We start from the raw sequence: 14,431 nt of genomic DNA, 5'->3' as shown, positions 1-14,431 counted from the left end.
TTTTGTAGGATCAGAACTTAAAATCTACACCGAAGGAATAGGTGGCAGCGTTAGGGTAATTTCTGCCGGCAATCGGGTTGTAGTTGGACATACTCAGTTTATTATCAAACTGGGTAAACTCCGGGTCCACGCCAATTTCCCGGAAACGCTTCGGCATAATGGTGATCAGGTTCTGGCTGGTAAAATATACCCTTGCCCCCTGAATATGTGCCCGCTGCAGCAACGACGCAGGTAAACTATAGCCCAGCTGAAAATTTTTCAGCCGCAGGTACCTGGTATCAAATAACCAATAGTCAGAGTATGCAAAGTTGTTTTGATCTGCTGCGCCAATGGTAAGTCTGGGATAGGTAGCATTGGGATTGGTAGGTGTCCACCTGTCCAGGTGCTGCACCATGGCATGATCTTCATTATTATGGAAGGCTTCTACGATATCACCACGGAGGAACTGCGTTCTTTTACCTACCCCCTGCCAGAACATGGTCAGGTCGAAATTCTTCCAGCTGACATTATAGGTAAACCCGAAAGTATAGCGGGGAAAAGGGTTTCCGAAGATATAACGGTCATTTTCATCAATGACGCCGTCTTTATTACGGTCTACATATTTAATATCACCGGGCATTACCTGCTGGTTATAGGCAAAAGGCACTTTCGGTGCATTTTTCAGGTCGTCGAGGTTCTGGTACAGTCCTGCGGATTTATAACCATAGTAGGAGGCAATAGGATAGCCTTCTTTGATGATAAACGTAACATCGGATCCCTGGATGGATTCCTGGCCGAACTTAATGACCTTATTCAGGTTATCTGAAATATTGAAACCAAAGTTATGCGTAAACGCACCTGTTTTCAGGTGATAGGTCAGGTTAAGTTCCCAGCCTTTATTATTAACGGTTCCCACATTCTCCAGTGGTGCATCGGTTCCGGCAGTACCTGGCACTGTCTGGAACAGGTAAATACCGGTTGTTTGTTTATTGAAATAATCAAAAGATGCTGTCAGTCTGCCTTTAAAGAAATCAGCATCTACGCCATAGTTGCTCATGGTGGAAATTTCCCATTTCAGCAGGTCGTTATAGGTGGTAAAGGTAGATCCGTTTGCCGGGGAATTATTGAAGGAGTAATTGGCATTATTGAGTTTAACCCTGGCGAGGTAGTTGAAGCCGCCAATATTTGAGTTACCTACCTGCCCATAGGAATAACGCAGCTTGATGTTGCCAATGCGGTCTTTGATCTCCTGCAGAAATGCCTCATCTGTCAGGCGCCAGCCGAGCGAAAAGGCAGGAAAGAACTGCCATCTGTGGCCGGGAGCGAGTTTGGACGATCCATCATAGCGCCAGGTAAATTCCGCCAGATATTTATCTGCATAAGCATAATTTACCCTTCCAAACAAAGAGTTCAGGGCATACAGATTAGGATTGATAATATCGTTGTAGGTACCCAGGTCGCGGTAATCATACGTTCCATCAGATTTTGGAATATATCCGCCACCGATAGACCAGTCCTGATCCAGGTTGGTAGTGCCGAACCTGTCTGCCCGCATACCCCATGTTTCGTTGGTGGCATCGCTTCTCACCCCTACCTGTCCTTTGACATAATGTTCGCCAAAGGTGTTTTCATATTCCGCCGTGGTATAAATGTTAGATATCAGATTTTTATATTCCGATACATGGCGTTCGTTGTATAACGGTGGTGTAGCGGTTGTATAATAGGGCGCATAGGAGAATTGGTTGATGCGTCTGTCGTTCGATTCGACATTATAGTTTGCAGAAGCATTGAAGTTGATTTTAAAATGGTTGACCGGTGTAACAATGATATCCAGTCCGCCCATCAGGTTATCCACTGCTTTTGATTCGTAACCATAGTCATTCAACAGGGCAAATACGCTGTTGCTGGTCAGGGCAGGCACGACCCAGTTGCCCAGCGTATCTTTCACGGGATAGATACGTGGCACCCTCATGGCATCCCGCATCAGCATCCCTATATCTGCGGCCTGCTTACGGGTATTCGAACGCGTATAGGCGGCATTCGCCGATACTTTCACGTACTTGCTGACATCAACGGAAACATTCAGGCGGGTGTTATATCTTTTATAGTAGAAGTCCTGGCTGACGTATTTATTCTGCAACATATTTCCCTGGTCGAGGTAGCCGAGCGACAACAGGTAGCTGCTTGATTTTCCGCCACCGGTCAGACTAACACTATGATTCTGCTGTGGTGTGGAGGTACGAAGCATTTCCTTGAGCATAGCGGGCTCGGAGCCGCGGTCGTGCCAATACTTAATATCTGCGGGTGTAAACTGTGGTGTTTTCCCGGAGTTTACCAATGCTTCGTTTTTCAAAGTCATATATTGCCATGCTTCCACGTTCCGGGGCAGCGTAGTAGGTGTTTGCCAGCCATACATGCCATTATATTGCACAGCAGGCCGTTCATCTTTTTTCCCTTTTTTTGTAGTGATATAGATGACCCCATTTGCCGCCTGTGAACCATAAATGGCCGAAGAAGCAGCATCTTTTAACACAGAAATACTTTCTACGTCGTAAGGATTGAGATTACGCAATCCATCACTTCCGGCCTGAATACCATCAATAATAACCAGCGGGTCATTCCCTGTTAAGCTACCTACACCGCGAATATTCATGGTAAGGCCGGCACCCGGTTCTGCTGTATTCTGCTGTATAATCAGGTTGGGAGCCTGGCCTTGCAAGGCCTGATACATGTTTACCACTGGCCTGTCGGTAATATCTTTTGCAGATACGGTGCTGATAGCAGCAGTAACCTGTCCCTTTTTCTGTGAGCCGTAGGCGGTAACTACTACTTCGCCAAGTTCTTTATTATCTATAGTCAACATGGCCACAATACTCTTACGGCCTTCAATGGCTATTTCAGCAGGGATATAGCCGATAGATGAAACCAGTAAAAATCCATTCAGATCAGCGCCGGAAATTCTAAGTGAGTAATTGCCATCTGCATTGGTAACAGCGCCGATGGTTTTCCCTTTCAGCCTGATATTGGCACCGGGAATAGCCTGTCCCTTGCTGTCCACCACGCGGCCACTGATGGTAATTTCCTGTTGCTGATTCGCTATACTGGCGGCGAAATCGGCCCCTACTCTTTTCAGGATAATCTTATTGGAGATAATTTCATAGTTGATATCAAGTGGAAGCAAAATCATTTGCAGTACATCTTCCAACTTATTATCCTTCACGTCCAGGGATACTTTTTGTACTGATTTGAGATCGTCGTTTGAATACACAAATACCAGGGATGTCTGCGTTTCGATCTGATCTAATACCTGTACCAGGCTTGCATTTTCTACCTTCAGGCTAACCAGGTAGTTCATGGCCGGCGGTCGTTCATGATCTTTAGCGGTAGTGTGTTGCCGACGCTGACCCGACGCATAGACAACCTGGGCATGGATATCCAGTACACTTATCATAGACAGACCAAGAAACAGTGACAGGAAGGACGGTCTGAAAGAAGGCCGGTAAAGTTCCTTTCTCATAACGTAGTGGTGATTAATAATGATTAAAATATAATAGCGTAGGTTTTCATTTATTCTCCGATAACTAAAGTTGAATCTGTAATCCGGTAGTGAAACGCTTTGGATTTACTGAGATAGTACATGATTTCTTCCAGGCTATTGTTATGGAAAGTGCCAGTGAGCCTGAATTGTCGTGGTGCCGATGCTTCAAATTCCACTTTTTTGTTAAAGTTGCGTTCCAGGTTGGCAGCGATTTCTTCCAGGGTAGCATTTCTGAAAATGAGGTGTCCATCTGTCCAGGCTTTATCTTCTCCTCCTATTGTATTGGCTTTGATAAGGGTACCGCTATTGGCCGCATAGATGACCTTTACGTCCGGTGTAATGAGGATCGTATCACTTACCTTTTTAGCTTCTTCATAGCGGGGAATAAATGCTACTTTTCCGGTAACAACGGCAGCCTGCAGCGGCTCGTTTTCATAGGCCTTAATATTGAAAGAAGTGCCTAATACCTTGATGGTGCCCTTCTTCAGCCGGATAATAAAAGGACGTGAAGGGTTCGCTGCAATATCAAAAAACGCTTCTCCTTCGAGGAATACGGTCCTGCTTTGACGATCGAATTGTTCAGGATAGGTAAGCTGACTGGCAGCATTTAACCAGATCTTACTGCCATCGGCCAGTTCGATATAGGACCTGGTGGCTTTGCCATTCTTTCTGTTTACCCATTGCAGGGCTTTCGCAGGAATGGGGCTTCTCTCTTTATTATAAAAGAAAATAACCATGCCTATTAAAAGACTGGCAGCCACCGCGGAAATGACTGCATATCTGCGTTTATACAAGCGCCTTACAGGCGTGGCATCCCCGTTCCCGGCCCGGATTTTCGACAAGGTTTTCTGCAGTACCAATTCCATATTTTCACTGGAATGATGCGGGGCATCATTAAAATAATGTTCCAGATGCTGGTACCTTTCCCGGAGGCCAGGATGGCTGCTGATAATATTTTCTAAGGTGGCTGTTTCTTCCGGACTGGCAACACCCGTTAGTTTCCGCATTACCAGTAATACGAATTGTTCTTCATTTAACATAAATGGAATCGTGTTCTGGTATAAGGACAGGTTACACCAGGGAAACTACTTACAGGCTGCAAAAATTTTTTTTAGTGAAAGAGGGAGCTTAACCCTAATAATAATATGATGGGAGGAAGTATCTTCTTCCGGGAGCTGAACGCGCCTAATTCCGCATTGAGCCGGCGCATAGCACGGAATAGCTGTGTTTCTACGGTCCGGGGAGAAATCCCCAGTATTTCCGCCACTTCTTTATATTTAAAACCGTCTTCTTTTATAAGTTGAAAAATTCGCCGGCATTGGGCTGGAAGTGAAGCCACTACCTGGTCCAGCATAAAACGCATCTCCTTCCATTCCAGGTCTTTTTCCAGGTCTATGCTGTTATTCAGCTCCGCTGCAGCGCCTGTCAATGGTACAATACGAAGGTGACTGTAGACCTCCTGGTAATTCAGTGAATGATTTTTAACGGCAACAAATAAGTATACCTGCAAATTGTTGATGTTCACCAACTCTTCCCGCCTGTTCCAGATTTTTACAAATACATCTGATACAATCTCTTCTGCAGCTTCCCGCACCGGCACATAGCGCATACAGAAATGAAGCATCCTTTCATAAAAATGACGGAATAACCTGGCGAAGGCTTGCTCGTCATCATAACGCGAAATCTGTAATTGCCATTCACGAATCTCATCTGTAATCATGTGGCTAAAACGTTTTTGCTAAAAAAGCTAAAAAAAGGAAAACTGACGCTCTCCCGGTTTGGTTGATTAAATACTTTCTATAACGCTGGCGGATATCTGAAAATCTAAAGACAATAATAATTAAAAGGATTTATAAAAACAAGCGGTTAAATTCCTTCCCGGCACCGGGAATAATGATCCCTATTTTATTCTGCCAGCAAAGATTTATATTTCAGGGGAGATACATTTTTTATCTTCTTAAAAAAACGATTGAAATTGGTCAGACTATTAAACCCGCACTGGTAGGCTATATTACCGACAGACTCCTCTCCGGCGGACAATAACTTACAGGCCGCAGTAATCCGTACTTCATTCACAAATTCTACAAATGTCTTTTGTGTTCTCCCTTTAAAATACCTGCAAAAAGCCTGCTTGTTCATATGAATCAGCGCCGCCGCCTCATCCAGGCTGATCTCCCTGGAATAGTTATCGAACACGTATTTAAACAGCCGGTCCATTTTTTCGCTGTCTTTGTTAGTATAGGTATTCGTATAGCCGGTACCTGCCAGTAAAGTATATTCCTTCACGTTAGTCAGCAGCTGCACCATTTCCAGCAATAACATCAGCTGCTGCGGCCCCGGTTCCAGCTGTGCCATTTTCAGCAACAGCACTTTCAGCTGCTCCCGCGCAGCACCATGAAACTTCATCCCCCTTTTGGCTACCTCCAGCACCGCTTCCAGTTTCTTTGTACTGAAAAACGACGATAGCAGCGTCACCAGTTTATCAGGATGGAAAAACAATGCAACAGAACGCGCTGCCTCGCCCTGCTCCCGCTTTGCCGGCTTCGTGGAAGAGTTGTACCATACATGAGGAATATACGAACCCAGTAATATCAGTTCCCCGGGTTCAAAATTCTCGACACAGTCGCCTATGACCTTATGCCCTGAACTCTTTACAATGTAAGTTATCTGGCACTCCGCATGAAAATGGAATTCGGTCGTAAAAAACGGCCTCGTAATCAATCTGGTCGCAAAAACTTCATTTTCCAACCCCTCTAATACTTTGGCAAAAACAGGCTTCATATTAACAATATTACTGGATACATTGGCAATATTTTGCTAATATAAGACTAAAACTAATCAATAGGCAGGAATAGTTATCATTGCAGCATTTTTACCTTCGTAACCACAATCAGTGAATACCATGTTAGCAGACAAAATTATTTTTCTTACGGGGGGAGCCGCCGGCATAGGATGGGAATGTGCGAAAGCATATGCCCGCAACGGCGCCATCGTATGCATCGCCGATATCCATGCGGACCTCTCCGCCCGTGTCGCTGAACTGGGAGAAAAACACATCGGCATTCACTGCAACATCGGCAACGAAGGATCCGTAAAATCCGCCATAGAAAGAGCTGTTCAGACATTCGGCCGGCTGGACGTCCTTCACAACAACGCCGGCATAGCACAGCCATCAAAACCGCTGCACGAAACCAGCGACCACGAATGGGACCTGCTGATGCAGATAAATGTGAAAAGCATACTGTATACCACCAGGCACGGACTGGAATACCTGAAGCAATCTTCCGGCAACATCCTCCACACCAGCTCTATGGTAGGTATTATCGGACAGGATAATCACGCGGCCTATGTTGCCACCAAAGGCGCTGTCAATGCGCTCACCAAAGCCATGGCCCTCGACTATGCCCCGTTTGGCATTCGTGTAAACGCTATCTGCCCCGCTGCCATCAAAACGGCAGCACTGGAAACATGGAGCAACGAACAACCAAATCAGGCTGCCATCCGGCAATATTTAGATAACCTCCAGCCTTTAGGTAAGATGCCCGCAGGAGATGTTATCGCCGACGCCGCCGTATTCCTGGTGAGTACAGCCGCACGCTTTGTAACCGGCTGTATCCTGCCTGTCAGCGGGGGCGCGGAATTAGGGTACCGAACAATGCTATAGCTCAAATATATTCAGATGATTCAGAAAGTCAATGTTAACGACCGACGCTTCCGCCTCGCGGCTGGCGCTGGCAGCGATGCCGTGCACAAGGACCCCGAATACTCCTACGCACATACGCAGCTGACAGACGAAAAAGGAAATACCGGCAGCGGCCTCGCCTTCACCGTAGGCACCGGCAACGAACTGGTATGCGCCGCTTCAAAATTCTATGCCGCCGAACTGCAAGGCAGGGATATAGAAGAACTCATGGCCAGCTTCGGCCATACATTCCAGCAGCTATCCAACGAACAACAATTCCGCTGGCTGGGCCCTCATAAAGGCATCGTTCACCTCGGACTGGCAAGTGTTACCAATGCCTGCTACGACCTCTGGGCAAAGCATAGCGGCCTGCCCCTGTGGAAATTGCTGATTAGCCTGTCGCCAACACAAATAGTCAATACCCTCGACCTCTCCTACCTGGAAGATGTACTCACCAGGGAAGAAGCCATCGCTATGCTGGAAGTACAACGTGCATCTATAAACGACAGAATGGGCATCCTGACCACAGGCTATCCCGGTTATGATACGTCTGTAGGCTGGTTCAATTATGACGACGAAAAAGTAAGATATAACTGTCAGCGGGCCATCGACGCAGGTTTCACTGCCATGAAATTAAAGGTAGGCTCCACTGATCCGCAACGGGATATCCGCCGCGCCAATATCGTCCGGGAAGTAGCCGGCGATAACGCAAAGGTGATGCTCGATGCCAATCAGCAATGGACATTGCCACAGGCCATCAGCATCTGCCACGGACTGAAAGACATGCAACCCTATTGGATAGAAGAACCTACCCATCCCGACGATGTGCTGGCCCACCAAACGCTTGCAAAAGAAATAGCACCGCTGAAACTGGCGCTGGGAGAGCATGTACCTAACCGCATCGTATTCAAAAACTACCTCCAGACGGGCTGCGCTTCCTTCATACAGGCCGACGCCGTTCGCGTAGGCGGAGTAAGTGAATTCATCACCATCAGCCTGCTCTGTAAAAAATTCGGCGTACCTGTGGTACCGCATGTCGGCGATATGGGCCAGCTGCACCAGCATCTTGTACTGTTTAATCATATTGCTATGGGCCACGAAGCCTTATTCCTGGAACATATCCCGCACCTGCAATCACATTTTGTACATCCGGTACAGATAAAAAACGGCGTATATGTTACACCCCAGGAACCGGGCAGCAGCTGCGACCTGATTTAAAATCACCGATTATACATCAACGTTATGATCTCAGGAACAGATATTACCATCAGCATTATTTACATACTCCTGATTGTCACCATAGGCTTGTGGGCCGGGAAACGTAAGTCTGGCCCAACAACAGGCAGCGCCAGCAACAGCTATTTCCTGGCCGGCAGAAACCTGCGCTGGCCAATGATCGGACTGGCTTTATTCGCCACCAATATCTCCTGTCTGCACCTGGTGAGCCTGGCCCAGAGTGGCTTCGATACCGGGCTGCTGAACGGTAACTTCGAGTGGATGGCAGCCTTCACTCTGATATTGCTGGCCGTATTCTTCATCCCGTTTTATATACGCTCCGGCATCACCACACTACCGGATTTCCTGGAGAAAAGATATAATAAGGCCTGCCGCGACTGGCTGGCATTTGTTTCGATCATATCTGCCATGGTAATACATATCGGGTTCTCTTTTCTGGCAGGAGGCATCGTGCTGGAAACATTGTTCGGAATTCATATGTACGTCAGCGTTATTGTCATTGCCTCGCTGACAGGGCTGTATACCATTATTGGTGGCCTTAGAGCGGTGGTTGTCACCGAAACGGTGCAAAGCATTGTACTGATTGCCGGCGCGATTATTATCTCCTGTTTTGCATGGAATAAGATCGGGGGCTGGTCAAATATGACAAGTATTCTAGCTGCCGAAGGAAACAGTCAGAAACTGAGTATGATACGTCCGTTGGGCGACAGCAGCGGTATGAGCTGGATGGCGGTATTCTTCGGATATCCCGTACTGGGCATCTGGTACTGGTGTGCCGATCAGACCATCGTACAACGGGCATTGGGCGCCAAAGATGAAGATAATGCCAAGGTAGGTGCGCTGTTCTGTGGTTTTATCAAGATACTCCCGGTATTTATTTTCGTACTGCCTGGTCTTATCGCCTATACGCTGTTTAAATCTGGGAAGCTGGACCTGCATAGTCTGCCCGTAATCATGCAAAATGGCGTTGCCGCACCGGATTCAAAAGGAATATATACCGTAATGATTACGCAGCTGCTCCCGAAAGGACTGGTAGGCTTGCTGGCAGCGGCGTTGCTGTCGGGCCTGATGAGCCAGATCGCCGGCGCATTGAATGCGATCAGCACGTTGGCAAGTTATGATATATACAAACGTATCAAACCCACTGTAACAGACCGTCAGCTGGTAACGGCAGGCCGATGGTCGGCAGCCATTGCCCTGGCCATTTCCCTGTTGCTGTTGCCACTACTGAATAAATATACCAGCCTCTTTGAAGGAATAAACGATATCATCGCACATATCGCCCCTCCTGTTACCTGCGTATTTCTGCTGGGTATATTCTGGAAAAAAGCCTCCGGAAAAGCAGCACAGTATACTTTATGGGTTGGTTCATTATTGGGCATCGTTGTATTTACCGCCGGAAAAATAGCTGACAGCAATAGTTTCATCGCACAGGTGCCTTTTATGATGATGGCCTTTTATCTCTTCATCACCTGTGTAATATTACAGGTAATACTGAGTTATGTTTTTCCGGTACAACACAATGCTGCCAGCAGTACCCTATACTGGCATAACATATGGCAGCCGCTGGGCATCAAAGGCTGGCGCGGCATTGGCAACTATAGATTGCTGTCTGTTTTACTATTATTACTGATGACGATATTATACTGGGTCTTCCGCTAATCATTCATTTATTTTTTACATATGAAGAAGCTTATTAAAATTTTTCTCACCGTTTGCCTGCTGGCTATAGGCAATGTATCACCCGCACAAACGATCAGCGATTTCATGAAAGATCGTTTCGGTATGTTTATCCACTGGGGACCTGTTAGTCTGCGTGGCACGGAAATCGGCTGGAGCCGCGATAAAGAAGTACCTATATCGGATTATGATAGCTTGTATAAAGAGTTTGATCCGGTATTGTTCAATGCGGATACCTGGGCCAGAACAGCCAGGGATGCCGGTATGAAATACCTCACAATCACTGCCCGTCATCATGATGGGTTCTGTCTGTGGCCATCTGCATATACCGACTACAATATCTCCCATACTCCGTTTAAAAAAGATGTGGTGAAAGCCTTACATGATGCATGTAAAAAATATGGCATTAAGTTCTGCATCTATTATTCTGTGCTCGACTGGCACCACCCCGACTACCCTATTCATTCTGCACATAACGGAAAAATTGATCCGGCAGCAAACATGAACAGGTATGTTACCTATATGAAAAATCAGTTGAAAGAATTGATTACCAACTATGACCCGTATATGCTCTGGTTTGATGGACAATGGGAGCAACCATGGACAGATTCGCTGGGTAGAGAGATATACACGTACTTAAAAAAACTCAAACCGGCCATCATCACCAACAACAGGCTGGGAAAGGAATTCGCGGCAACATCCAACAAAGCTATTGATGTTTCCAAAATGATTGGCGACTACGATACACCAGAGCAGGTGGTAGGAAAATTAAACATGGAAACGCCATGGGAAAGCTGCTTCACCATCTGTCATCAATGGGCATGGAAACCTAATGATAAGATGAAGTCGCTCAGGGAATGCCTGACGATATTATCCAAAACAGCCGGTGGCAACGGCAACCTGTTACTGAATGTAGGTCCTATGCCTGATGGCAGAATAGAAGCCAGGCAGATAAAGCAGCTGGAAGCTATCGGCAGCTGGCTGAAAATAAACGGCGATGCCATTTATGGCACCAAAGGCGGCCCGTATCAGCCCAACAACGATTACGCCACAACCCGCAAAGGCAATAAGCTATACCTGCATGTATTGAATACAGACACGGCAACATTGGCACTGCCTGCATTGCCAGGCGTACAGGTTAAAAAATCGTATATCCAGGGAGGTGATCCGGTGGCTGTAAATGCAGCAGCAAATGAGTTTCATATATCCCTGCCCGTTAGCAGGAAAGGACAGCTACCTTACGTTATAGTAATGGAACTGAATCAATCAGCAGAAAATCTACCATTGATTAAATAACAGGAAAATGAAGACAATCATTCATTTACTAATAGTAGTAGTGATCTGTTTCACTGCAGGGTGTAGTGCGCCTGCAAAGCAACCTGATATAACGGAGAAGGTTAAACGTTATGGAATGGTAACCGGTATCAAAGCGGAAAAGATCGGTTATTACAAACAGCTCCATGCAGCAATATGGCCTGCTGTAGCACAAACTATCAGCAAATGTCATATCCGGAATTATTCCATCTACCTGAAAGAAATTGATGGCAAATCATATCTGTTCAGTTATTTTGAATATACCGGAGATGATTTTACCGGAGATATGAAGAAGATGGCCGCGGATACCGCTACGCAGCGCTGGTGGAAGGAAACAGCTCCGATGCAGGTACCATTGCCGGATGCCGCTGCAGCGGGTGAAACCTGGAGTAATATGGAAGAGGTATTTCACCTATAGGGTAATCTCCGGATATTGATTTTTATACCAGCAAATCATTAACATAAAAAGAGAGCCGGAATACTGTTATTCCGGCTCTCTTTTTATGTTACATCATGGGGAATGGTTGTCGGCGGTAATAAATTCTGCCACTAACATGATGGAACACCACCGTCGCACCATATGGTCCGTCATCTTTAAACGTTCGCTTATTGACAGCAAAATCGTAAACGGTTTCAATAATACCACGCAGCGTTAGTGTTCTAAAAATAACAGTGCTATCCAGGTTATCACAAAACACACATGTATCCTGGCCCTGAAATGTAACTGTCACCTTATCGTAACGATAACCATATTTTGAAAACCTGGCTTTCATGGCCTGGTCATGCAGGGTATCAGCTACAAAATACCGGCTGCCTTCCCTGGTGGCATATGCCACTGCATCGTTGGCCAATTCCGTTATCCCAGCTGCATTTTTCGCCTTTTGTCTGACGTTATCTTTATCTATCCATGATTTCTCTACATTACAGGAAAATGCTGAAAGTGCCAGCATGCCTGTAAGAATTACATTTATTAATTTCATGATATAGGTATGAGGAGATTGTAATATATTAAAGCTGCATACTTATATATCTACATCCAGCGTATTTACCATCCTGATATACTCATATTGTAAATCTTCGTGTAAAGTATCTATTGCCTTAACGGACTTCTTCAGCAGTTGCATATAGATATTTAAGATAACCGTATTTTTATGGCTGACCATCGCTGCATCCTTCATTTGCTGACAGATGTACAGCAGCAGCTCCGCTTCTGTTTCCTTATTCCCTACATAGCGTATATACTTGTTCGTTATACGAATGATCTTTCTTAATTTCTTCTTTGCGAGATGGGATTTTTCCCGGTTTATCTCGCTAAAAGCCTCGTCTATCTCTGCTTTAATAGCAGCCACATAAGCCGGCAGATCATTTTCTTCAAATAACAGGTACGTTAACAGCTCTTTATTATCAGCCTTAAATTTAGCTAACCGCAGACATAAAGCCATCAGACTTGATGGTGGCAAGGTTTGTAATTCTTTCTTAATCTCGTTGACCGATGCGGTTTTCATAATGCTCAATTATTCTGTAGGCTCCGGCGTACTTTTACCCGCCAGCCAGGAATTAAATATAGTGTAGAATACCGCCATGATGATAGCGCCTTTGAAGATCCCGGTGAATCCCCATGCGGCAAGGCCTCCCACTACGCCGATAAATAACACTAAAAACGGCAATTTACCACTTTTAGCGATCAGTAGCGGTTTCAGGATAGCCTCCCCTACCTGTAATCCGGCGCCATAGATCACCAGGAACAAGGTTGTGCCCGGATGTCCCTGCGTAAACATCCATACCATCACCGGTATCCAGATGACCAGCGGCCCTATTTGTATCAGCACCAGGAAAAAAACCAGGGCCGACAAGCCTAACGCAAACGGCACTCCGCCAATGGCAAACCCAATCCAGGAAACAATACCGGTGATAAATGCAGTACCCATCACACCAATGGATACCCCTTTAATGGCCATAATGGTAGCTTCCAGGAGCTCTTCCCCGTCTTTCTTACCCAGCAGATGTTGTATGGCAGACCTGACGGGCGTCACCGCATTTTCGCCCGCTACCAGGAAAAAGGCAGAAACGACGATCCCGATAATCAGTTGCAACGCCGCTCCGATGATGCCGGCACCACTGCTGATGACATCCCTGATCACCGCACCCACCTGCCGCTCATGGCCTACAATAGTAGCATGCGGGTTCTCACGCAGACTTTGCCAGTAACCATTGATATCAGGGCCCAGGTAGGGTATGCTCAGTAGCCAGGAAGGTAAAGGCGGCAGACCGTTCTGACGGGTATCATTGATCCACTCTACAATATCACGCATGTGTGTGCTGATCGCACTGATGATATAGGTAACAGGCAGTGCAATAATAGCCACCAGCACAATTGCATACACAATAGCCACCAGTTTGCGCCGGCCCTGCATTTTCAGCACCATTTTTTCAAAAAGCGTGTGGAACGACACCGAGAAGATCAGTGCAAAGGTCAATACACCGAAAAAAATATGTAATACCTTATAAAGTGCCAGCAGCAGGCCTAGCAACAGTAACAATACCAGAATCGTTTCGATCAGATTGCGTGAGCCCGGGCGAAATTGCGTATTCATAAGCGGTACGTTTCAGTAATATGAATTTACTACTTATCCTCCATTACTAACGGTGTCAGATATGCATAAATTTTGAAACCGGGAAAACTAAATTGTATTGAACAATAGCCCCTCCTAAAGTGTTTTTAGTACATGATAAAATGAGGCAGACTACATCTATCCTGCACAGATGAGTAAAAAAGGTATACCGAAAACTGCCTGATTCCTATAAAACACAATACTGTACTGAATTCATTAATTCCTCACAGCAACAGGCACAAATTAAAAATTCAGCACTTCACATGATGGACCGCTGGCAAAATTAATGAGCCATTCAAATTTTGAATATATTTATTGCTCTGCATCTAACGCAATCCATATCCGAAACAGATAGACAGCTTTTATTTTAAAAGTATTCAATTGTTAACT

At 45.9% G+C, this 14,431-nt stretch carries 12 protein-coding genes; 5 read left to right on the top strand and 7 right to left on the bottom strand.

Translation table 11 applies throughout. The annotated features are described in order from the left end of the window. Window positions 1–10: 10 nt before the first annotated feature. From F3J22_RS13495 to F3J22_RS13480, 4 genes are all read right to left on the bottom strand, one after another. The gene (locus tag F3J22_RS13495; RefSeq protein ID WP_167017971.1) at window positions 11–3,496 is read right to left on the bottom strand and encodes a TonB-dependent receptor; all 3,486 of its coding nucleotides are present in this window, start codon (window positions 3,494–3,496) and stop codon (window positions 11–13) included. A 50-nt stretch (window positions 3,497–3,546) separates the two neighbouring features. Beyond that, on the bottom strand, window positions 3,547–4,557 hold the full coding sequence (locus F3J22_RS13490) for a FecR family protein (RefSeq protein WP_167017969.1): 1,011 nt from the start codon (window positions 4,555–4,557) through the stop codon (window positions 3,547–3,549). Window positions 4,558–4,628: 71 nt separating this feature from the next. Next, window positions 4,629–5,237 (bottom strand): RNA polymerase sigma-70 factor, encoded by a 609-nt coding sequence (locus tag F3J22_RS13485; protein ID WP_167017967.1) that lies wholly within the window; start codon window positions 5,235–5,237, stop codon window positions 4,629–4,631. Between the two features lie 185 nt (window positions 5,238–5,422). Further along, window positions 5,423–6,298, bottom strand: coding sequence for an AraC family transcriptional regulator (locus F3J22_RS13480; protein WP_167017965.1), 876 nt, complete (start codon window positions 6,296–6,298; stop codon window positions 5,423–5,425). Between the two features lie 121 nt (window positions 6,299–6,419). On the opposite strand from F3J22_RS13480, the gene F3J22_RS13475 reads away from it, so the two are divergent. The 5 genes from F3J22_RS13475 to F3J22_RS13455 are packed head-to-tail and all read left to right on the top strand — an operon-like array spanning window position 6,420 to window position 11,847. Then, window positions 6,420–7,181 carry an SDR family NAD(P)-dependent oxidoreductase gene (locus F3J22_RS13475; RefSeq protein WP_167017963.1) on the top strand — a complete coding sequence of 254 codons (762 nt, stop codon included), beginning with the start codon at window positions 6,420–6,422 and terminating at the stop codon, window positions 7,179–7,181. 15 nt (window positions 7,182–7,196) lie between these two features. Further along, window positions 7,197–8,417, top strand: coding sequence for an enolase C-terminal domain-like protein (locus F3J22_RS13470; protein ID WP_167017961.1), 1,221 nt, complete (start codon window positions 7,197–7,199; stop codon window positions 8,415–8,417). A 24-nt stretch (window positions 8,418–8,441) separates the two neighbouring features. After that, entirely contained in the window at window positions 8,442–10,097 is a 1,656-nt protein-coding gene (locus tag F3J22_RS13465) for a sodium/solute symporter (protein ID WP_167017959.1), read from the top strand. Window positions 10,098–10,118: 21 nt separating this feature from the next. After that, window positions 10,119–11,411: an alpha-L-fucosidase gene (locus F3J22_RS13460; RefSeq protein WP_167017957.1), complete on the top strand. Its 1,293-nt coding sequence runs from the start codon at window positions 10,119–10,121 to the stop codon at window positions 11,409–11,411. A gap of 7 nt (window positions 11,412–11,418) precedes the next feature. After that, the gene (locus tag F3J22_RS13455) at window positions 11,419–11,847 is read left to right on the top strand and encodes an L-rhamnose mutarotase (protein WP_167017955.1); all 429 of its coding nucleotides are present in this window, start codon (window positions 11,419–11,421) and stop codon (window positions 11,845–11,847) included. A gap of 88 nt (window positions 11,848–11,935) precedes the next feature. On the opposite strand, the gene F3J22_RS13450 is transcribed toward F3J22_RS13455, so the two are convergent. From F3J22_RS13450 to F3J22_RS13440, 3 genes are read right to left on the bottom strand one after another with little or no spacing between them, the layout of a single operon-like run. Next, window positions 11,936–12,409: a hypothetical protein gene (locus tag F3J22_RS13450; RefSeq protein WP_167017953.1), complete on the bottom strand. Its 474-nt coding sequence runs from the start codon at window positions 12,407–12,409 to the stop codon at window positions 11,936–11,938. Between the two features lie 42 nt (window positions 12,410–12,451). Next, complete coding sequence (locus F3J22_RS13445; protein ID WP_167017951.1) at window positions 12,452–12,934, bottom strand: hypothetical protein; 483 nt, start codon at window positions 12,932–12,934, stop codon at window positions 12,452–12,454. A gap of 9 nt (window positions 12,935–12,943) precedes the next feature. Continuing rightward, window positions 12,944–14,023 (bottom strand): AI-2E family transporter, encoded by a 1,080-nt coding sequence (locus F3J22_RS13440; protein WP_167017949.1) that lies wholly within the window; start codon window positions 14,021–14,023, stop codon window positions 12,944–12,946. Between the last annotated feature and the right edge of the window lie 408 nt (window positions 14,024–14,431).

The sequence above is a fragment of the Chitinophaga sp. Cy-1792 genome (assembly GCF_011752935.1).
Classification (GTDB): domain Bacteria; phylum Bacteroidota; class Bacteroidia; order Chitinophagales; family Chitinophagaceae; genus Chitinophaga.
Note: the sequence above shows the minus strand (reverse complement) of the source record. Positions and strands in the feature narration are given on the sequence as shown.